Below are 20,823 nucleotides of genomic sequence, written 5' to 3' on the forward strand. Positions count from 1 at the left end.
GCTTCCTTCGGTCATGAGAAGTGGCAGGCGCCTGACCGGCGCACCGCCTCAATTCTTGCGTTGCGGAACCGTGAAGGTACCCGATACGCGGCCGCTTGGGCTGGTCGCGGTGCCGGTGCCGGCGCCGCCGCCACCCGACGACCGGCCGTCCACCGTCGATCGACCGCTGTTGAGGTCCATCACCAGCCGCCCGCCGGTCAGCTTGTTCGCCCCCTGCGTCAGCGTGACGTTGCCCAGCATGGTGATGAGCTTGCTGTTGAGATCGTAGATGGCGACATTGCCGCGCGCGGTCTGGTCCGCCTTGTTCACCACGACATTGCCCGACGCATCGATCCGGTTGATCTGGATGCCGTCCGTGCCGGTGCCGCCGCCCGGCTGGTTGTTATAGGCCACGGTCATGCGCGCGGCGTTCAGCGTCATGCCGGCCTGCGTCACCACGACATTGCCCGACACGACGACGCGGTCGGCGCGATCCTGCACCTCGATCCGGTCGGCGTTGAAATTGACCGGGGCATTGCTGTCGTGATTCTTGAACACCTGCGCAAATGATGGCGTATCGGCACCGGCGAGCATCAGCGCGGCGGTACCCGCAAGGGCGGACGACAGCAGGATCAGGGTGCGTTTCATCAGTTTCGCCCTTTGAGACCATTTTGCTCGATGCGCAAGCTTGCCCGGCCATTCAATGTCACGGTGCGCGCGTTCATGTCCGCTTCCAGATGATCGCCGCTGAACGTGCCGATCGGGATACGGCCGTCGACCCGGCCCGCGCTCTTCAAGCGCCGGGTCTTGAGGTCCACGCCGACGTCGCGGGTGGTCAGCCGATATCCGCCCGATGCCTCGAACTGCACCGGTCCCTGGATGCCGACTCGCTCCGTCTCCATGTCGTACCGGCCCTTTTGCGCCGTCAGCACGGCCGGGCCATCCGACAACAGGATGCGCGCGGACAGGGTGTTGAGATCGACGATCGGCTCGCGTGAGCTTTTCTGCACGGCCGATCCGGCGCGCAGCGAGAAGGGCTGGCCCTTGCTGTCCTCGCCCCGATACAGCGCCTCGGTCAGCCGCATCCTGTCCTTCGCCACTTCGACCTTGTTCTTGTCGAGTACGAAGCTGACCTTGTCGCCGCCGGTGAAGGGCGCGGTCGCCAGCAACGCCGCCAGCACGCCGACCGCGACCGGCAGCCAGTTTTTGAGCAGCCCGACCAGACGGTCGTGGCTGCCCCCCGGCCGCGCCCAGTGGCGGCGCACGTCGCGTTGCTGATCGGCCTGGACGGACACGAAGCGTCTGCTCCCTTACATATGCGCGAAAATGTCGATTTCCGGCCAGCCTGCCAGATCGAGTTCGGCCCGATGCGGCAGGAAATCGAAACAGGCCTGGGCCAGTTCCATCCGCCCTTCGCGGATCAGGCGCTTGTCCAGTTCGGCCTTGAGCGCATGCAGATAGCGTACGTCGGACGCCGCATAATCCTTCTGCGCGTCGGACAGGACCGGGCCGCCCCAATCGCTCGACTGCTGCTGCTTGCTGATGTCCTGGCCCAGCAATTCGCGGACCAGTTCCTTCAGGCCGTGGCGGTCGGTATAGGTACGGATCAGGCGCGACGCGATCTTGGTGCAATAGACAGGCGCAGCCACGACGCCCAGATAATGTTTGATCGCGGCGATATCGAACCGGCCGAAATGATAGAGTTTCAGCCGTTCCGGATCGGCCAGCACCGCCTTCAGGTTCGGCGCGGCATAATCGCTGCCGGGGTTGAAGCGGACGAGATGCTCGTCGCCCTTGCCATCGCTGATCTGGACCACGCACAGGCGGTCGCGCGGCGTGATGAGGCCCATCGTTTCGGTGTCGATGGCGATCGGGCCGGCGGCAAGCACGCCGGCGGGCAAATCTTCTTCATGGAAATACACGGTCATGGCTTCCCCTCTATGGCGAAACCGGTTCGACCGCAATCGGCCCTTTTACCGTGGCGAAAGCTGCGGCCAAGCGTAGCGTTCCTGCGCCGAGCGGTGGAACATTGCGCAATTTTCCGTTATTGGAACGGAACATGACCACAACAGTGAAAATCATTCGCGCTGCCCTGAAAAATTGATATAGTGATTCCCAAACCCGCCTTTGCGGTGGATTCTGCATGTCATTCGCCCGACATGTTTGTCCGATTGTCTTTGGGGCGAAGCGAAAGTGACTAACAGGGCATGAGTTTTGATAGAGGTCGCCGCGGCGGGCGCGGCAAGGATAAGCGCGACGGTTTCGGCGACGACAACTTCTACGGTGGTGGCGATCGTGGCGGCTTCGGCGGCGGCGGTGGTGGCTTCGGCGGTGACCGCTTCGGCGGCGGCGGCGGTGGCTTCGGCGGCGATCGTGGCGGTTTTGGCGGTGGTGATCGCGGCGGCTTTGGCGGCGGCGGTGGTCGCGGCGGCTTTGGCGGCGGCGGCGGTGGTTTCGGCGGTGGCGGCGGCGGTGGCCGCGGCATGCCTGCCCAGGTCGTCGGCGAAGGTAAGGGCGTTGTAAAGTTCTTCAACGGCCAGAAGGGTTTCGGCTTCATCGTTCGTGACGATGGCGGCGAAGACGTGTTCGTGCATATCAGTGCCGTCGAACAGGCCGGCCTGACCGGTCTGGCCGAAGGTCAGCCGCTTGGCTTCACGCTGGTCGATCGCGGTGGCAAGGTGTCGGCGACCGATCTGGTCATCGACGGCGAACCGCTCCCCGTCACCGATCGCGGCCCGCCGCGTGAAGCACGCGAACCGCGCGCCGGTGGCTTTGGTGGTGCGCCCGATCGTGGTCCGCAGCGTCAGCTGACCGGTGAGCGCTCCAGCGGCACCGTGAAGTTCTTCAACGCCATGAAGGGCTTCGGCTTCATCCAGCGCGACGATGGCCAGCCCGACGCCTTCGTCCACATCAGCGCCGTCGAACGCGCCGGCATGGGTGCCCTGAATGAAGGCGACCGCCTCGACTTCGAACTGGAAGTCGATCGTCGCGGCAAATATGCTGCGGTGAACCTCCAGTCGAAGGCCGAATAAGGCCGGACGGATCATCCCTGTTTTCAGGGAGAGGATGAAAGGGGCTGCCTGCAAAGGCGGCCCCTTTTGCATTGGGCTGTTGCGGGGAATATGGGGCGGATTGGATTAGGCGACGATCTGCTTTCAGGGCGAACGCGCGAAACATCCCGTCATCCCTGCGCAGGCTTGCTCTCAGGCATGGATGCGCCGCGTAAACGGAGGGCGCCAAACGGCTGGCCTCCTTCCGCCGCCCAAGATTCCAATCTGGGTTGGGATCACGATTATTGGGTGCAGATTGGCCACCAGATAACCGATATTGTCAGCAACCTGCCCGGCTGTGCGCATCCGTTCTGCTTCCAATGTAGGATATTCTCTGATCTATCCTGCGCAATGAAGCCTTCGCTCTCCAACGGCCCATCGGCTTTCCCCAGCCCAAACACAGGCGCATATGTGTCGCGCCGATGTGACCCTGACCATGTAGGAGGTGATGCGTCGCGGAAGCCTTGTGCGCGCGTCGCGAAAGCCTCGCGAGCGCTTCCGGCCGAAAAGGCCGTGCGACGGTGTGAACTTCGACCAGTGACCTATTCGGCCGCCTTCTGCGCCAAATCCGCGTCCCGTTCGCAGCTTCCCCTTCATCTTGCCGCGCGCTTGTTCTATGTCCGCACTCCAATTCCCAAGAGGACGCCATTTTGATCCTGGATATCGCCGCCGCCGCTTCGGGCGCCATTCGCTTTGAAGATCTGGGGCTGAACCCCGTGGCCCTGAACCTGGGCTTCTTCACGCTCAAATGGTACAGCCTCGCCTATCTGGCCGGCATCCTGATCGGCTATTGGTATCTGCTCAAGCTGGTCGATCAGCCCGGATCGCCGATGGCGCGGCGCCATGCCGACGACATGATCTTCTACGCGACGCTGGGCATCATCATCGGCGGGCGGCTGGCCTATGTGATTTTCTACCAGCCTGAAATCCTCGCCCATCCGCTGGATATCTTCAAATTATGGAATGGCGGCATGTCCTTCCATGGCGGCGCGGTCGGCGTGTCGCTCGGCATTCTCTACATGGCGTGGAAGGAAAAGCTCAGCTGGCTGCGTATCCATGACTATGTCGCCTGCGTCGTGCCCTTCGGCCTGTTCTTCGGCCGCCTCGCCAATTTCGTGAACGGCGAATTGTGGGGCAAGGAAACCGACGTGCCTTGGGCGATCATCTTTCCCACAGGCGGTCCCTTCGCCCGCCACCCCAGCCAGCTGTACGAAGCCGCGCTGGAAGGCGTGGTCCTGTTTCTCATCCTCGCCTTCGCCTTCTGGAAGACCAGGGCACGCTACAAGCCGGGGATGCTCGTGGGCATCTTCGTCTTTGGCTATGGCTGTTTCCGCTTCGCCGTGGAATATTTTCGCGAAGCCGACGCCCAGTTGATGGAGTTCGCCGCACGCACCGGCCTGCATATGGGCCAGTGGCTCTGCCTGCCGATGATCCTGGGTGGCCTCTACCTGATCGTCACGGCCAAGGGCCGCCGTCTGCGCGTCGAACCGGTGGCCGGCAGTGCCAGTGTCGGCTGACATGCCCCCTCTGGCCCGGCGCCTCGCCGGCCAGATCGCCTCAGGCGGCCCGATCTCGGTCGCCCACTATATCGGTGAGGCGAACCAGCATTATTACGCGACCCGCGATCCCTTGGGGGCGGACGGCGATTTCACCACTGCGCCGGAAATCAGCCAGATGTTCGGCGAACTGGTAGGATTGGCGCTGGCCGACGTCTGGATGCGATCGGGCCGCCGTGCCGACCCCACCTATGTCGAGCTGGGGCCGGGCCGCGGCACGCTGGCATCCGATGCGTTGCGCGCCATGGAACGCGCCGATCTGGCGCCCAGGCTGCATCTGGTCGAAACCAGCCCGACCCTGCGCGATCGGCAACGGGCGCTGCTGCCCCCTGTCGTCCACCACGATACGATAGACGATCTGCCCGACAACGGCCCGCTGCTGGTGGTCGCCAATGAATTTTTCGACGCGCTCCCGGTGCGCCAGTGCATCCGCGTCGGTGACGAATGGCGCGAGCGGGTCGTCGTCAGCCGCGATGAGGAGGGGCGTTTCCTTGCCGTCCCCGGTTATCGCCGGATCGAATCGGGCCTCCCCGCCTTCGCCAGCGACGCGCCGGAGGGGGCAATCATCGAATCGCCGATCGTGGGAGCGGGCATCGCCTATGCGCTGGCCCACCGCATCGCCAAGCAGGGCGGCGCCGCCATCCTGATCGACTATGGCTATGAAGGCCCGGCGCTGGGCGACACGCTGCAAGCGGTGAAGGCGCACCAGTTCGCCGACCCCTTCGCCGATCCTGGCGAAGTGGATTTGACCACCCATGTCGATTTCACCGTGCTGGGCAATATGGCGCGTCAGGCGGGGCTTCGTGTCCATGGGGCCGTGGGGCAGGGCGCCTTCCTGCAACAATTGGGCATAGACGCCCGCGCCGCCCAGCTTGCCGCCACCGCCCCGGCGCGCGCCGCCGAAGTGGAAACCGCCCGCCATCGCCTGACCGACGAGGCGGAGATGGGGACCTTGTTCAAGGCGATGGCCTGGACGCACCCGGACTGGGCCGATCCTGCGGGGTTCGAAAAATAACTGTCCTATTCGTGTATTTCAGGCGCACGGACGGGACATGGCAACGCGCTCAGTCTTCCTGATGATAACGGCCGAGCTTGCGGATGAAGCCAATCAGGCCGGTCTGGCGGCTGCGCTTCATCCGTTCGGCGTGCAGGATGGTCCTGACCTGCTGGAAACAGGCCTCCGCATCGACATTGCACAGCACATAGTCATAGCCGTCCCAATGCGCGATCTCGCCGGCGGCACGCGCCATGCGCCCTTCGATCACTTCGTTGCTGTCGGTCGCGCGCCCGCGCAGGCGACGCTCCAGCTCCTCCATCGACGGCGGCAGGATGAAGATGCGCACGACGTCGCCACCGGCAATCTGATGCAGCTGCTGCGCGCCCTGCCAATCGATGTCGAACAAGACGTCCTTGCCGGACTTCAGCATCGCTTCCACGGGCGCGCGCGGCGTGCCGTAACGCTGGCCGAACACATGCGCCCATTCCAGAAATTCATGATCCGCCGTCATCCGGCGAAACGCTTCCAGATCGACGAAATGATAATCCTTGCCGTCGATTTCGCCGGGCCGCATCGGCCGCGTCGTCGCGGATACCGACATGGACAGGTCGGTTTCGGCGGCCAGCAGCTTGCGCGCGATGGTGGACTTGCCCGCGCCAGAGGGCGAGGACAGTACGAAAAGCACGCCGCGGCGCTTGAAGTCGGGAGTATCGGTGGGGATGCTGTCGGCCATGGCCGCTAGTGCCTCCGCCGACGCTTTTTTGCAAGAGGGCTATGCCCCGGCGCTATCCCTGGACCTTGCGGGCGCTCTCGATCGGGATGGGGGCCTGCGGGACTGGCTCGTTGCTCTTGTCTGGCAACAGCTTGATCGCCTTCTTGCGTTCCGCCTCGCGCTTCGCCTCGTACAATTTGCCGGCCATATAGGCGCCGGTCACGAACAGCGCGCCGGCAGGATAGCGCATGATGATGCGTTTGGCCCCGGCGCCGGCGATCAGGCCGACCACACCCTTCTTGCCGGTCGCAGCGGCGACCCGCGCGGCGACCACAGTGGCCCCGACACGCGCCGCCTTTCGCAGCAGCCCGGCTTTTTTCGGCGGACGGATCGTCACCAGCGGTGCGGCTGGCCGAATGGCGGGGGACGGGGCTTTCCTCTTCATAGAGGATTAATGTACCGCAGCCCCGCCGGTTCCGCCATGTTGATCTGGATCAGACCATATTTTCTGGGCGTACCAGCCGGTCGAAGGTCGCTTCGTCCACCAGGCCCAACTCCAGGCCGGCTTCCTTCAGCGTCTGCCCTTTTTTGTGCGCATGTTTGGCGATGGCGGCGGCATTGTCATAACCGATTTCCGGGGCCAGCGCGGTCACCAGCATCAGCGACCGGTCGACCAGTTCGGCAATCCGCGCCTCGTTGGCGACCAGCCCGTCGACGCAGCGATCTGCAAAACTCTCCATGCCGACGCTGAGCAGATGGATGGAGCGCAAGACATTGGCGCCGATCAGCGGCATGAACACGTTCAACTCGAAATGCCCCTGCATGCCGCCGACGGTCACGGCCTGATGATTGCCGATTACCTGCGCCGCCACCATGGTCAACGATTCGCATTGGGTCGGGTTGACCTTGCCCGGCATGATCGAGCTTCCCGGTTCATTGGCCGGCAGGTCCAGTTCGCCCAGCCCCGATCGCGGTCCCGAACCCAGGAAACGGATGTCGTTGGCGATCTTGGTCAGCGACACGGCCAATGTGTTGAGCGCGCCGGAGAAGAAGACGAGGCCATCCTTGGCCGCCAGTTGCTCGAACTTGTTGGGCGCGCTTTCGAAATCCGTGCCGGCGATATCGCTGATCGCCGCGACCATATCCTGCGCCCACCCATCGGGTGCGTTCAGGCCGGTGCCGACCGCCGTGCCCCCGATCGCCAGCTTGCGGATATTGCCATTGAGCGCACCCTCGACCCGCGCCCGGCCGCTGATCAGTTGCGCGGCATAGCCGGAAAATTCCTGTCCCAGCGTCAACGGCGTCGCATCCTGCGTATGGGTGCGGCCGATCTTGACGATGTGGCGCCAGCTTTCCGCCTTCGCGGTCAGCGCCCCCGTCAGCTTTTCCAATGCGGGGATCAACCGGTCGCGGGTCGCCAGCACGGTCGCGACATGCAGCGCGGTCGGGAAGCTGTCGTTGGACGACTGGCTCATATTTACATGGTCGTTGGGATGCACCGGGCTCTTGCCGCCGCGCGTGCCGGCAAGACGATCGTTGGCGAAGCCGGCGATCACCTCATTGACGTTCATGTTGGTTTGCGTGCCCGACCCGGTCTGCCAGATGACGAGGGGGAACTGGTCGTCCAGCTTGCCCGACACGATGGTCTGCGCCGCGTCCTCGATCGCGGCGACGATCTTGCCGTCCAGCCCATGCTTGCCGTTCACCCGCGCTGCCGCCTGCTTCACGATCGCCTGTGCGTGGACGATGCCGATCGGCATGCGTTCCGTATCGCCGAAGGGGAAATTTTCGATGCTGCGCTGCGTCTGTGCGCCCCAATAGGCATCGGCCGGCACGTCGATGGCGCCGATGCTGTCGGTCTCGATACGGGTAGCGGACATTCAGAAGGACTCCCAGTTAAGAATCGGTCGCAAACTCAGTCCCATGTAGGGAGAAGCGATGGAAATCCAAGGCTTGATCGCGCCGATTATCCTTCTGCCTGTGCGTCCTCCCGCCCTTTGGCAGCGCGGATGCCGTTGCGGCCGCGCTCTGCCAGCGTACGTTTCAGGTCGGTGGGATGGGGCGCCACCAGAAAGCCGAAGCTCACCGTGCCGCCCTTCGTCTCCACCGCATGGTGCAGCCGGTGCGCCTGCACGATCCGCTTCATGTAGCGCGAGCGGGCGACATAGCGATGGGCAATCCGCTGGTGCACGATGATGTCATGAAAGCCCAGATAGATGGCGCCATAGGCGGCGACGCCAGCGCCCACCACCGTCGCCCAATCGCCCCAACCCCATTGCACCCCGCCCAGCAGCAGCAGGATGGAGGGCAGGGCAAAGATCACGAAATAGAGGTCGTTCGCCTCGAAAAAGCCGGTCCGGGGCCGATGATGGCTGGCATGCAGGAACCAGCCGGGACCATGCATCACCCAGCGATGCATGACATAGGCGAACCCCTCCATCACGGCGACCGTGGCGATGAAGAGCAGGAGGAGGAGGATGATGGGCGACATGCGCGCCTATATAGGGCGGACGGGGCGGGGTGGCGACCCCGTAATGGCCCGGAATGTCAGATGCAAAAAGGGCCGCGATCCCATGCGAGATCGCGGCCCGGTTCACCCCGAAAGGATATGGGATCAGAAGGACGCGGTCAGCGATCCCACCACCCCGGCCTTGCTGATATTATGGCCTGCCGCCGTGTAGGAGGATTTGTCGGTATCGACATAGGACACGCCGAAGGTCAGGTGATTCCAGGTATAGGTCGCGCCGATATTCCAGTCGGTATATTCATCGCCGATGGTCAGGTAGCTGGGGCCAAAGCTATGGCCCAGATGCGCCGACACACCGATCGGCGTGTTGGGGACCGACGCCGACAGGTCGCCGCCGACATAGAGGCTGTCTTCCTTGCCATTGCCGACGCTCAGCGCCTTCGCCTTGGGGGCGTAGTTGACGGTCACCTTGGCGGTGGCGGGGCCGAACGTGCCCTTGACCGATGCATAAGGCTCGACAAAGTCGGTGTTCTGGCCGGCATTGCCCGGATAATAATAATAGAGCACGCCAACGTCGATCGTGGCGGCGCCGACAGTGGTCGAATAGCCGCCGATCAGGTCGAGTTCCTGATCCGATCCGGCCGCGACATATTCGTCGATCGAGCTGCCCCAGATCGAGGCATAGAAGCCCGAAGCGTGGCTGACGGTAATGCCGCCCTGAAGCGCGATTTTCTTGTTGGTCTGCGAAATGCCGCGGAAGCGATAGTCGGTCACGACGGCTGCATTGCCGGTGACGGTGATCTCTGGCGTAGGCTCGTCCTGGGCCATGGCCGGCGTGGCGACGAGAGCGCTGACAAGAGCGATGGCCGAAAAAATGGGGGCCGAGAGGCCGATGATGGACTTACGCATGGGATTCCCCTTGATGGTGGTCTGCGATCGTCCCGCCTGCGTCCAGGCGCCTGCCTCTTTGCTTCCCCCGCTCGGGATGGGCCGGCTGCCTCAACGCCTTCGATGTGCCTCCACGCGCTGCGGCGCACAAGAAATTATTGCCACATGATGTCTTTTGCTTCTGTAATGTTGCTAGACTGCAACAAAATGTCAGCGAGTCGATCGGCTTTAGCCTGTCATGCTGTCGAAGCACAGACAGGCGATCGACGGTGGGGCGGCTGGCCCCACCGCCCTATGCTGCGTCGCGGACGGCGCGGAAGCGGGCGAGGCCGGCGTCGAGATCGGCGATGAGGTCGGCCGCGTCTTCAAGGCCAATATGGAGGCGGATGGCCGGGCCTTGCGCTTCCCATTGTGTGGCGCTGCGGTAACGGGCCGGATCGACGGGCAGGGCCAGGCTTTCGAACCCGCCCCAGCTATAACCGATGCCGAAATGGACCAGGCCGTCGATAAGCGCGGCACGGGCGGCTTCGTCGCCGCCCTTCAGGATGAAGCTGAACAGGCCGGTAGAGCCGCCAAAGTCCCGTTGCCAGAGCGCATGGCCAGGACAGTCGGGGAGTGCAGGGTGGAGGACACGGGCGACGTCGGGTTGATCCTTCAGCCAGAGCGCGATGGCGAGCGCGCTGTCCTGATGCTGTTGCAGGCGGACGCCCAAAGTGCGCAGGCCGCGTGAGGCCAGCCACGCATCGTCGGGGCTGACCATCTGGCCGAACAGATAGGCGGTCTGGCGAATCTTGCCGAACCAGTCGGCATTGGCCGTCGCGCTGCCCATCATCACGTCGCTATGGCCGACGATGTATTTGGTGCAGGCAAGGATGGATATATCCACCCCATGGCCGATCGCCGGGAAATAGAGTGGCGTAGCCCAGGTGTTGTCGAGCAGGGTGACGATGTCGTTCGCTTTCGCCCAGGCGGCGATGGCGGGCACATCCTGCACCTCGAAAGTCAGGCTTCCAGGGCTTTCCAGGAAGATCGCACGGACCGGGCCGTCGGCCATATGGGCGGCGAGTGCCGGCATGTCCGTCGGGTCGTAATAGATGGTATCGACGCCATAAGGGCGCAGCATCTGCTCGCAAAAGTTGCGGGTCGGGTCGTAGGCACTATCGACCATCAGCAGCCGGTCGCCGGGCCTTAGCACCGCCATCAGCGCGCAGGCGATTGCCGCGACGCCCGAAGGGAAGAGCATCGTGCCCTCCGCCCCGGGCTCCATATCGGTGAGTGCGTCGGCGAGCGACCAGGCGGTCGGCGTGCCTTTCCGCCCGTAGAAGAGGCGTTCATGCGTACTGCTGCCCGCCGCTTTGCGCAGATGGGCGACATCGTCATAAAGGATGGTGGAGGCGCGCCAGACCGGCGGGTTGACGATACCGCCAGGTTGCCCCGGCATGCCGGTCCATTCCGGCTTGCGCCCCGCCTGCGCCAATTTGGTCAGCGGCCTGCGATTATCGGTTTCACTCATGCTGGGCCTGTCGCTTTGGGTGTCGCAGGGTCGAAGCCCCATTCGGACCAGCTGCCGTCATACAGGCTGACGTCGGTCTTGCCGATCCGTTCCAGCCCGGCGAGCAAGATGGCCGCGGTCACGCCGCTGCCGCAGGTTGTTATGATCGGCCGGCTAAGGTCGATGCCCGCATCTTCATAAAGCGCACGCAGCTCCTCATCCGATTTGAGGCTGTTTTCGGCGGTGAAGAGGGCCGCATAGGGCAGGTTGCGCGAACCGGGAATATGGCCCGATGCCATGCCGGGGCGCGGTTCGGCTTCCGTGCCGGTGAAGCGGCCGGCGCCGCGCGCATCCAGCACCTGCGCCTCGCCGCTGTCCAGATTGGCGAGAAGATCGGCCTTGCTGCGAACCTGCATACGGTCGATGCGGGCGACGACATTGCCGCGGGGCGGCGTGGTGGCGCCACCTTCCGTAATGCGTCCTTCCGCCAGCCATTTGGGCAGGCCGCCATCCAGGATCGCGGCAAAGCTGCCGACGCCATAAAGACGCATCATCCACCATGCGCGCGCGGCGCTGCGGATCGGGCTATTGTCGTACAGGACGACGCGGCTGTCGGCATTGACGCCCAGGGTCTGGAGCCGCTGCGTCATCAGGTCATCGGTCGGCAAGGCGTGGGGTGCGGGATCGGATGGGTCGGCCAGCGTATCGAGATCGAGAAAAGCGGCACCTGGAATATGGGCGGCCTCAAATTCGGTGCGGGCGTCGCGCGGCGTACCCGGCAGGAAAAGTGTAGCGTCCAGAATGATGAGGTCGCGCGCGCCCAGTTCGGTCGCAAGCCAGTCGGTAGAAACGAAGATGGTCATGCGGTTTCCTTTGGCCATGTCCTGCCTATTGCCCTGCCAGGTCTTTGAAGAAAGCGTGGCGTTTCGACAAGAGCCAGTGGATCGTCGACCCTTGCGTCTGATTCAAGCCGGGGTGAGTTCGGCTGCGGCGCGGGCGGCGGGGCGGCGATATTGGCGTGGCCCCTGATCGAGGCGCAGCGGCGCCAGCCGGGCGGCCGGCGGTTCCTGTTCCTGTCCGACGATGAAGGCGCGGGCGGTGCGCCCCTGACCCACCGCATCGCCTGCCTCCCCGTCCCAGCGATAGGCAGCGTCGAAGGCGGCCAGCGGGATGAGCAGGCTGCGCTGGCCCATTTCGACCGGCACGATTTCGTCGGTCGCCAGGCGCAGTTCGCCATTCAGCTGGATCGTCTCGCCAGGCTGGATCGCGACGGCGCTGTGCAGCGGCAGACCGTCCTGTCCGGTAAAAAAGCCTTGTAGCACCGCCTGTTGCTGCGCGCCGCCATTGCCGATCATGCCGCGCACCAGCACATCCTGCGCCGGGCGGTCGCCGCGATTGTGCAGGATCAACGCATAGCTGATCGTCACGCCCATCAGCGAATAGCGGGCCTGACCCACAGCCATGTCCATGTCCAGCCAGGGGCGGTCGGCCGCGATTGCAGGAGCGGTAGCAGGGGCGGTTGCAGGGACGTGCAGGGTGTCGGCGGGTTCGGGGGCCGGAGCCGGTGCAGCCGGCGGCGGAGCGACCGGCCTCGGCCGGGTGGCGGTCGATTCTTCTCGCAAGGCGGCTGGCCGCCGGCGACGCAACAGGACGAGGCCCGCCACCAGCACCAGCACCGCGACCGCACCGGCGATGATCCAAGGCAGGCTGATGCCTTCCTCGTCCCCTGTAACGGTAGCGGCTGGTTTGTCGGCGGGATTTTCCACCGGATTGGCAGCCGGAGCCGGGAGCGGCTGGGCCGGTGGGGTAGCAGGCGCGCTGCTGTTGGCGCTGGCATTGGCCGCGTCGGTCGGCGTCGGTTCAGCCGGGGCCGGTGTAGGGACCGCAGGGCGCGTCTGGGCTGATGGCGGCGTGGGTGTCGGGCGATCGACTGGACGGGTGGCACGCGGTTCGGCCGGGGGCGTTGTCTGCGTCGTGGCCGGTGCTGGGCGTGGACGGCTGGGCTGCGGCACAGGTTGCACCGTTGCGGGCGATGGCGTGACCGTGGGCGCGACGACCGGCGGCGTCGCCGGCTGAGTGGCCCGGGGCGTCACCGGATCGCGATAGACGTTGAGTTCGGGGCCTTGCTGGCTGCTATTGGGCGTCGGTGCGGACCCTGCCGACGGCAGCTGAAAACCACCGGCCGGCGCGTCGGCCTGCTGGGCGTGAACGGGCGCAGCCACCATCAGCGGCGCGGCGAGAAGCAACGGACGAATATGAAACCCCATGGCCCAGCCAAGGCACAAGAATGGCTGAACCGCAAGTGAACAATGCGAAAGGCTGACATCAGCCGTGCGATGGCGTAGATGGCCGGTCATGACCGACCTTTCCACGACTCCGCTGCATCTGGGTCAGACCAGTGCGCTGCCCGCCAGCCCCGAACAGGCCGTGCTGGATTATGTGCCCAATCCGCGTCCCGGCAAACCCTATCTGGTACGCTTCACCGCGCCGGAATTCACCTCGCTGTGCCCGGTGACGGGGCAGCCCGACTTTGCCCATCTGGTGATCGACTATGCCCCGGCCGAGACGATCGTCGAATCCAAGTCGCTGAAGCTGTTCCTGGGCAGCTTCCGCAACCATGCCGCCTTCCATGAGGACTGCACCGTGGGCATCGGCCAGCGCCTGTTCGACGAGATGAAGCCGATCTGGCTGCGCATCGGCGGCTATTGGTATCCGCGGGGGGGGATTCCGATCGACGTCTTCTGGCAGTCGGACGCACCGCCCGCCGGCCTGTGGCTGCCGGCGCAGGATGTACCGGGCTACCGCGGGCGGGGATAAGCGGGCATCCGTTCGTTTCGAGCGTGTCGAGAAATGGGAAGCGCATTTCTGGCCGCTTCTCGACTTCGCTCGAAGCGAATGGGGATAGGGACGATGCTTCTTTCTGGCTGACGAACGGCTGACAGGGTTCGACGAACGACATAGGCTTGCGGAGAGTTCACTTGACCCGCGCAGCCAAACGGCCGATCCGACGTTCATGGAGCGCGTGATATTATCTCATGTCGCTTTCAAGACGTGTCGGAGTCTGAAACCCTATGTCCTTCAAGAAAATCCTGCCGCTGCTGATCGCGGCCGCCCCGGTCGCATTGGCGACGCCCGCACTGGCTCAGCCGGCCGCGCCTGCCGGCCCCGCCGCCGGGATCACGACCCAGTTGCCGCGCGGCGCGGCGCCTAGCCATTATGCGATCGAAGTGACGCCCGACGCGGCGAAGCTGAAGTTCACCGGCAAGGTGACGATCGACCTTACCGTCGCGACCGCGCTCCCCGCACTGGTGCTGAACGCCGCAGACCTCAGCGTCTCCGCCGTCACCCTGACCCCCGCCAAGGGCAAGGCCATTACCGGCACGGCGAAGGTCGATGCCAACGCGCAGACCGTCAGCTTCGATTTCGGCAAGCCGATCGCGCCGGGCAGCTACAAGCTGGACGTCGCCTATGCCGGCATCATCAACCAGCAGGCCAACGGCCTGTTCGCGCTGGACTATACCGACAACGCAGGCGCCGCGAAGCGCGCGCTCTTCACCCAGTTCGAAGCGCCCGATGCCCGTCGCTTCGTGCCGAGCTTCGACGAGCCGAGCTACAAGGCGACCTTCGACCTCTCCGCCGTGGTTCCGGCGGACCAGCTGGCGGTCGGCAATATGCCGGTCAAGGCGAGCAAGGATCTGGGCGGTGGCAAGAAGCTGGTGACGTTCGGCACCAGCCCCAAAATGTCGTCCTATCTGCTCTTCTTCGGCCTGGGCGAACTGGATCGCGCGACCAAGATGGCCGGCAATACCGAAGTCGGCGTCATCACCGGCAAGGGCAATACCGGGAAGGCGCAGCTGGCGCTGGACGCTTCGGCGGCGATCCTGCCCTATTATAACGACTATTTCGGCGTACCCTTCCCGCTGCCCAAGCTCGACAACGTCGCCGGGCCGGGCCAGAGCCAGTTTTTCAGCGCCATGGAAAATTGGGGCGCGATCTTCACCTTCGAGCGTACGTTGCTGGTCGATCCGCGCTTCACCTCGGAAGAAACCAAGCGGACCATCTACGAAGTCGCGGCGCATGAAATGGCGCACCAGTGGTTCGGCGATCTCGTCACCATGGCTTGGTGGGACGATCTGTGGCTGAACGAAGGCTTCGCCAGCTGGATGGCGACCAAGGTGACGGACAAGCTGAACCCGGAATGGGAAACCTTGCTGTCGCGCGTCGATGGGCGCGAACGGGCGATGAGCCTTGACGCGCTCAAGACCACGCACCCGGTCGTGCAGAAAATCCATACGGTGGATGAAGTGAATCAGGCGTTCGACGCCATCACCTATCAAAAGGGCGAAGCCGTCATCACCATGCTGGAAGGCTATGCCGGCGAGGATGTGTGGAAGGCGGGCATCCAGTCCTACATGAAGGCCCATGCCTATGGGAACACCGTCACCGACGACCTGTGGAAAGCGGTCGAGGGGGCTGGCGCCAAGGGGCTGGTCAGCATCGCGCATGATTTTACCAGCAAGCCCGGCATTCCGCTGGTCAAGGTGGAGAGTGCCCAGTGCCAGGGCGGCAACATGTTGCTGACGCTGAGCCAAGGCGAATATAGCCGCGATGCCAAGAACAAGGCGCCGCAAAGCTGGAACGTGCCGGTGAAGGCGCAGACGACCGGCGGGGAAGCGCAGCGCCTGATCCTGACCGTTGGCAAGGGGCAGATCACGCTGCCGGGTTGCGGCGCCTATGTCATCAATGCGGGCCAGACGGGCTATTATCGCTCGCTCTATCCGGCCGAGAATGTGAAGGCGCTGGCCAAGGGCTTTGGCAGTCTTGCGAGCATCGACCAGACCGGCCTGATGGCGGATAATTTCCAGCTTGCGCTGGGCGGATATCAGCCGATCGGGCTGGCGCTCGATCTGGTGGATGCGGTGCCGGCCAATGGCAGCCCCGCCGTGCTGGCCGAAGTGCCCTCCTATCTCAAGAGCAGCTATGACATGCTGGAGGGGGATGCCGTCGGGCGGTCGAAGGTCGCGGCCTATGCCAGCAAAAAGCTTAGCCCTGCGTTGGCCGGGATCGGCTATGATGCCAAGGTTGGAGAAGGGCCGCAGGTGCCGGTATTGCGCACCAGCCTCGTGTCCACGCTGGGCAGCATGGGCGACAAGGCGGTGGTGGCCGAAGCCAACAAGCGCTTTGCCGCTTTGGCGAGCAACCCCGCGGCGCTGGACGGGCCGCTGCGCAATGTGTGGCTGGGCATCATCGCTGAAAATGCCGATCAGGCGACATGGGACAAGCTGCGTGCCATGGCCAAGGGTGCGAAGAGCGACCTGGAGAAAAGCACTGTCTATGCCTTGCTGGGCAAGGCGAAGGATGAAAAGCTGACCAGCCAGGCGCTCGATCTGGCTTTGACCGACGAGCCGGGCAAGACCACCAGTGCCGCGATCATCAGTCAGGTGGGCGCAGCGCATCCGATGCAGGCGGTCGATTATGTGCTGGCGCACAAGGCGCAATATGAGGCGCTGATCGACGTGTCGGCGCGCAGCCAGGCGCTCGCACGACTGGGTGGCGGATCGGCCGATCCGGCGATGGTGACGAAGCTGGACGCCTATGCGACCCAATATCTGACGCCGGAATCGCGCAAGGTGGTGGACCGCTCCATCGCCGCTATCAAGACGCGGATCGAGACGCGCGGTCGGCTGAAGGCGCCGACGGCGGCATGGTTCGCGAAGAAATAAGCAAGGGGAAGGGCGGCTCGCAAGGCCGCCCTTCCTGCTTCAGGCCAACAGGCGCCGTTCGCAGGCGGCGCGTTCCAGATCCTCGCGAAAATCGGGATGGGCGATGGCGATGAGGGCGCGGGCGCGCTCGGCCAGCGACTTGCCCTTCATGTCGGCCCAGCCAAATTCGGTGACGACGATATGCGTATCGGTGCGGGGTGTCGTCACCGGTCCATCGAGCCAGGGGACGATGCGCGATATCGTGCCCTTGGCTGCGGTCGAGTGGCAGGCGATGATCGACCGGCCGCCCTTCGACGCATAGGCGCCGCGCACGAAATCCAGCTGGCCACCGGTGCCGCTATATTGGCGTCCGTTCATATATTCGGAATTGCACGCGCCGCTCAGGTCCATCTGGATCGTTGCATTGACGGACAGCACGCGATCGTTCTGCGCGATGATATGGGGGGCGTTTACATGTTCGACCGGATGCGCGGCAACGGCCACATTATCATGGATGAAGTCGTAGAGCGACTGGTCGCCCATGGCAAAGGTGAAGACCGACTTGCCCGGATGCAGCGCCTTGGCCCTGTTGTCGACCACGCCCGCACGGATCAGGCCGACGAGGCCGGGGGTGAGCAATTCGGTATGGATGCCCAGATGCTTGTGCCCCATCAGCGCGGCGCAGACCGCGTCGGGCACTGCGCCGATCCCCATTTGCAGGCAGGCGCCATCCTCCACCATATCTGCGATGATCGCGCCGATCGCATCGTCGGTCGCATTGCGGGGAAGGGCCGGCACCTGACAGAGCGGGACATGGTTTTCGATCAGCGCCGCGACGTCCGACACATGGATCATGCAGTCGCCATGGACATAGGGCATGGCCGGGTTCACCTCCACGATCAGCCGCGCGCCACTGCGCGCAACGGCCAGCGCATAGTCAGCGTCGGTACCCAGGCTGAAACAGCCATTGGCGTCCATGTTGGATACGGTGGTAATGAACGTATCGACCCCGATATACTCGCTCAGCATGCGTGGTATCTGGTGGAATTGGACCGGCAGCACGTCGATAAGCGGCCCGTCGCCTTCCAGGCGGGCGACGTCGCTGGCGCGCTCTATCCCGCCATGGAACAGGCTGACATGGCGGATGCGGTCGGCAAGGTCGGGGGACAGAATCGGCGCGGCCGAGGCTGCGGGCGGCAGCATGGTGTAGATGCTGGCATCATGCAGGTCGCCTGCGCGGACCCGATCGGCGATCGCGGCCACCAGGGCGGGTGGGAAACTGACGGCCAGGCCAGTGGCGATCCTTGCCCCGTGGGGGATCAGGGCGATCGCCTGATCCGCCGTCATCCGCTTCGCGTCGTAGATTGCCTTGACGGTCATGCCCTCTCCCTGGCTCTTTCCAGCCTTGTCGCCCGATGGCGCGGAGAGGGCAATCCACCATTAGTGGGACATTATTGCGGCAGGCCCAATGCCTTCGCGATATCGCCCCAGGCGACCAGCTTGAAATTCTGGGCCGCCGCGGCATTGTGGCCGTCCTGCGCGATGAAGAGGCCGCCGGGATAAGCCGGGCCGAAATCGCCGAGCATCAGTTCGATACCGTCGGTTTCCTCCGATCCGCCGATGGCCCCGTCGACCACGCGGAACCGACCGACATAGGAGTCGTCGCTGATCCGGTAGGCGACATAGGCATTGTCGCCCTGGCTGGAGACGAGAACATAGCCGTCCTTCTCGCCGATGGGGGCGATGGCTACGCCTTCGGCATCCATGACCAGATTCTTGCCGTCCGCCGCTGCGATCTTCGTGGGCGTGGTGGCGCCGGTCGCGTGGGCGTCGAAGCGCCACAGGCCGACATCTTCCTCCGCCACGTAGAGGATGCCGGTGCGATCATCCACGGCGCAGCCTTCCGACTGGGTGCCAAGCTTCATCGTGCGGACGATCCTGCCCGTCGGCACCGCGCCCGATGCGTCGAGCGCGACCTGATTGACCGTCCCATCCTTCAGCACGATGAAGGCATAGGTCGCTTCAGCGGCCTGATACAGGCAGATGCCGTAGGCCTCGCCCTTGCCGGCATCGACCTTGCCCAGGGCGCTGATCTTTGCGTTGGCGGGGTCGAGGCGGAACAGCGCCAGCTTGGCGTTCGCCACGTCGTTGCGGTCGCTGGCGACGATGAGGATGCCATTACCGCCGTTGATGCTGACACCATCACGCAGGTCGACATTGTTCACCCGGCCGGCGTCGAGGAAGTCGCGCGTCTTTCCGTCCAGGCCATAGACATAAAGGCCGGCCTTCTTGTCGGTACCCACGATCAGGCTTTGCGCAGGGTTGGCGGCGTTGCGCCAGATGGCCGGATCGTCCGCCGCGTCGGCATTGGGGGTGCCGACCGGCGTCGTTTCGCCGCGCGCAGTGACGGTCACGGCCGGCGTGGCATTGGCGATGCGGACGGCAACCGGCGCTTCCTGTTCTGCGGTGGCGCAAGCGGAAAGCGCCAGCAGGCTGGTCAGGGAAAGGGCGAAACGCTTCATCATGCTGATCCTCATTTGCCGCGCGCGACGCATTTGCCGCCGTCCGGGCCGATAGTGCCGGTGCCAGAAACTATACAAGTGCGCACGGCGATGGTGGGTTCGCTGGTGTCGATCAGGTGATTGCCATCCGCCCGCTTTTCCAGGTCGAAGCCGTCATACAGCTTGCCCGATGCGGTGAAGGTGCGGAATTTCAGGCGATCGCCATCCACGTCCACGACCTGATAAAGTTCGGTGGCTTCGGCGGTCTTGTCCGGTTGGGTACGGGCGCGGTCGTTGAGGCCGTACATTTTGGCCCCGGTGACGGAGACGAGATAGACCGGCCCCTGGATCGCGCCGTCCTTGCGCGCCTGTACGGAGGCGTCACGTCCGGCTTCGGAGGTCAGGCGGCTGTAGCAATGGTCATGGCCCTGTAGCACCAGATCGACCTTGCGCTTGTCGAACACCGGCTTCCATGCGGCCTTCACCTCCGCCGTGTCTTGCGGCCGGGCGCAGGTGAAGACGGGCTGGTGGAACAGCACGACATTCCACTTCGCCTTGCTGGACGAAAGAGTGGCGTCCAGCCATGCGGTTTGCTGGGCCATGGTGCCAAGATCAATCGCCGACGTGCCGTCAAGAATGATGAAGCGCACGCCTTGATAATCGACATAATAGGTGGTTTTCAGGCCCGGCACGCCATTGTCCGGCAGCGCGAATTGCAACGGGAAATAGGGGCCGAGCTGGCGGCTTTCCTGGCCGTTGGACAGCGTCACATCGACATATTCATGATTGCCGGTGGCGGGCAGTTGCGGAACGATCGACCAGTTATAACCACCCGCCTGGTTGAATTCGCCCCATTCGTCATCATGGTCCAGATCGTCGCGCTGCGCGGCGAGATCGCCGGCATGGGCGACCAGTTCGATCCCCCCATTGGCGTGGAAGGCCTGACGGATGACGCGGCTGGCATAGGTCAATATGCCGTTCTGGATATCGCCCAGATAAAGGAAGCGGAACGGCTTGGCCTGCGCCGATGCGGTGCGGAATTGCAGCCATTCGCTCCAGCCCGCGCTGCCCTTCAGCCGATAGGCATAGACGGTGTCGGGGGTCAGATTGTCGAAGCGGATCTGGTGATAAAGGGCCGGGCCGTTGGCGCTGTCCTTCGCCACGCCGGCGGGGCCGGTCACGGTCGCCGCCTTTTCCTCCAGCGTCGGGCCGTCGACCGAAATGGCGATCTGCGCCTGGCTGGCGGTCTGTACCGCGTCTGTCCGGTAGGCGACAGCCATGCCGCGCGACGGATCGGCGGCGGGCGTCAGCATGATGCGATCGGGCAGGGTGCGCGCCGCATAGGGCGTGCCGGCCGAGCGGGGGATGGGCGACTGCGCGGCATTTTGCGCCGCCAGTGGAGCGGCGGTCGCCATCAGAAGCATGGCGATGGATAGTCGGACCATCATGGCCTCCTTAAAACCAGACTTGCCGGCCACG

The 20,823-nt window shown here is 64.3% G+C and carries 19 protein-coding genes; 5 read left to right on the forward strand and 14 right to left on the reverse strand.

Annotated features, from left to right (window positions below; all coding sequences use genetic code 11):
• Window positions 1–48: 48 nt before the first annotated feature.
• From AC07UX_RS13990 to AC07UX_RS14000, 3 genes are read right to left on the reverse strand one after another with little or no spacing between them, the layout of a single operon-like run.
• On the reverse strand, window positions 49–627 hold the full coding sequence (locus tag AC07UX_RS13990) for an LptA/OstA family protein (RefSeq protein WP_495192606.1): 579 nt from the start codon (window positions 625–627) through the stop codon (window positions 49–51).
• Window positions 627–1,274, reverse strand: coding sequence for an LPS export ABC transporter periplasmic protein LptC (locus AC07UX_RS13995; RefSeq protein WP_495192607.1), 648 nt, complete (start codon window positions 1,272–1,274; stop codon window positions 627–629). The genes AC07UX_RS13990 and AC07UX_RS13995 overlap by 1 nt, the downstream gene beginning before the upstream one ends.
• Window positions 1,275–1,289: 15 nt before the next feature.
• Window positions 1,290–1,907, reverse strand: a complete 618-nt coding sequence (locus AC07UX_RS14000; RefSeq protein ID WP_120251713.1) for a ribonuclease D — start codon at window positions 1,905–1,907, stop codon at window positions 1,290–1,292.
• Window positions 1,908–2,186: 279 nt separating this feature from the next.
• On the opposite strand from AC07UX_RS14000, the gene AC07UX_RS14005 reads away from it, so the two are divergent.
• The 3 genes from AC07UX_RS14005 (at window position 2,187) to AC07UX_RS14015 (ending at window position 5,600) form a co-directional block, all read left to right on the forward strand.
• Window positions 2,187–3,011: a cold-shock protein gene (locus AC07UX_RS14005; RefSeq protein WP_495192608.1), complete on the forward strand. Its 825-nt coding sequence runs from the start codon at window positions 2,187–2,189 to the stop codon at window positions 3,009–3,011.
• Window positions 3,012–3,679: 668 nt separating this feature from the next.
• Window positions 3,680–4,546, forward strand: a complete 867-nt coding sequence (gene lgt / locus AC07UX_RS14010) for a prolipoprotein diacylglyceryl transferase (RefSeq protein ID WP_495192609.1) — start codon at window positions 3,680–3,682, stop codon at window positions 4,544–4,546.
• A gap of 1 nt (window position 4,547) precedes the next feature.
• Window positions 4,548–5,600 carry a class I SAM-dependent methyltransferase gene (locus tag AC07UX_RS14015; protein WP_495192610.1) on the forward strand — a complete coding sequence of 351 codons (1,053 nt, stop codon included), beginning with the start codon at window positions 4,548–4,550 and terminating at the stop codon, window positions 5,598–5,600.
• Between the two features lie 49 nt (window positions 5,601–5,649).
• On the opposite strand, the gene gmk is transcribed toward AC07UX_RS14015, so the two are convergent.
• The 8 genes from gmk to AC07UX_RS14055 all read right to left on the reverse strand — a co-directional run bounded on the left by gmk (window position 5,650) and on the right by AC07UX_RS14055 (window position 13,408).
• Window positions 5,650–6,315 carry a guanylate kinase gene (gene gmk / locus AC07UX_RS14020; RefSeq protein WP_495192611.1) on the reverse strand — a complete coding sequence of 222 codons (666 nt, stop codon included), beginning with the start codon at window positions 6,313–6,315 and terminating at the stop codon, window positions 5,650–5,652.
• Between the two features lie 52 nt (window positions 6,316–6,367).
• Window positions 6,368–6,739 (reverse strand): hypothetical protein, encoded by a 372-nt coding sequence (locus AC07UX_RS14025; protein WP_495192612.1) that lies wholly within the window; start codon window positions 6,737–6,739, stop codon window positions 6,368–6,370.
• Between the two features lie 49 nt (window positions 6,740–6,788).
• Window positions 6,789–8,174, reverse strand: coding sequence for a class II fumarate hydratase (fumC, locus tag AC07UX_RS14030; protein ID WP_495192613.1), 1,386 nt, complete (start codon window positions 8,172–8,174; stop codon window positions 6,789–6,791).
• Between the two features lie 86 nt (window positions 8,175–8,260).
• Window positions 8,261–8,785: a sterol desaturase family protein gene (locus tag AC07UX_RS14035; RefSeq protein WP_495192614.1), complete on the reverse strand. Its 525-nt coding sequence runs from the start codon at window positions 8,783–8,785 to the stop codon at window positions 8,261–8,263.
• A gap of 123 nt (window positions 8,786–8,908) precedes the next feature.
• Entirely contained in the window at window positions 8,909–9,670 is a 762-nt protein-coding gene (locus AC07UX_RS14040) for a TorF family putative porin (RefSeq protein WP_495192615.1), read from the reverse strand.
• A gap of 271 nt (window positions 9,671–9,941) precedes the next feature.
• Entirely contained in the window at window positions 9,942–11,162 is a 1,221-nt protein-coding gene (gene metC, locus AC07UX_RS14045) for a cystathionine beta-lyase (RefSeq protein WP_495192616.1), read from the reverse strand.
• Window positions 11,159–12,004 carry a 3-mercaptopyruvate sulfurtransferase gene (gene sseA, locus AC07UX_RS14050; protein WP_495192617.1) on the reverse strand — a complete coding sequence of 282 codons (846 nt, stop codon included), beginning with the start codon at window positions 12,002–12,004 and terminating at the stop codon, window positions 11,159–11,161. Before sseA ends, metC begins: the two co-directional genes overlap by 4 nt.
• A gap of 102 nt (window positions 12,005–12,106) precedes the next feature.
• Entirely contained in the window at window positions 12,107–13,408 is a 1,302-nt protein-coding gene (locus AC07UX_RS14055) for a hypothetical protein (RefSeq protein WP_495192618.1), read from the reverse strand.
• An 88-nt stretch (window positions 13,409–13,496) separates the two neighbouring features.
• On the opposite strand from AC07UX_RS14055, the gene queF reads away from it, so the two are divergent.
• Together queF and AC07UX_RS14065 are read left to right on the forward strand one after the other, a co-directional pair.
• A complete protein-coding gene (gene queF / locus AC07UX_RS14060) occupies window positions 13,497–13,958 on the forward strand; it encodes a preQ(1) synthase (protein WP_495192619.1) in 462 nt (153 codons plus the stop codon).
• 254 nt (window positions 13,959–14,212) lie between these two features.
• Window positions 14,213–16,864, forward strand: a complete 2,652-nt coding sequence (locus AC07UX_RS14065) for a M1 family metallopeptidase (protein ID WP_495192620.1) — start codon at window positions 14,213–14,215, stop codon at window positions 16,862–16,864.
• Window positions 16,865–16,903: 39 nt separating this feature from the next.
• On the opposite strand, the gene AC07UX_RS14070 is transcribed toward AC07UX_RS14065, so the two are convergent.
• The 3 genes from AC07UX_RS14070 to AC07UX_RS14080 form a co-directional block, all read right to left on the reverse strand.
• Window positions 16,904–18,223, reverse strand: coding sequence for an acetyl-CoA hydrolase/transferase family protein (locus AC07UX_RS14070; RefSeq protein ID WP_495192621.1), 1,320 nt, complete (start codon window positions 18,221–18,223; stop codon window positions 16,904–16,906).
• A gap of 71 nt (window positions 18,224–18,294) precedes the next feature.
• Entirely contained in the window at window positions 18,295–19,368 is a 1,074-nt protein-coding gene (locus AC07UX_RS14075; RefSeq protein WP_495192622.1) for a phytase, read from the reverse strand.
• Window positions 19,369–19,376: 8 nt separating this feature from the next.
• Window positions 19,377–20,789, reverse strand: coding sequence for a purple acid phosphatase family protein (locus AC07UX_RS14080; RefSeq protein WP_495192650.1), 1,413 nt, complete (start codon window positions 20,787–20,789; stop codon window positions 19,377–19,379).
• Window positions 20,790–20,823: the final 34 nt, after the last annotated feature.

This window comes from Sphingobium sp. GW821-FHT02B05 (assembly GCF_059421905.1).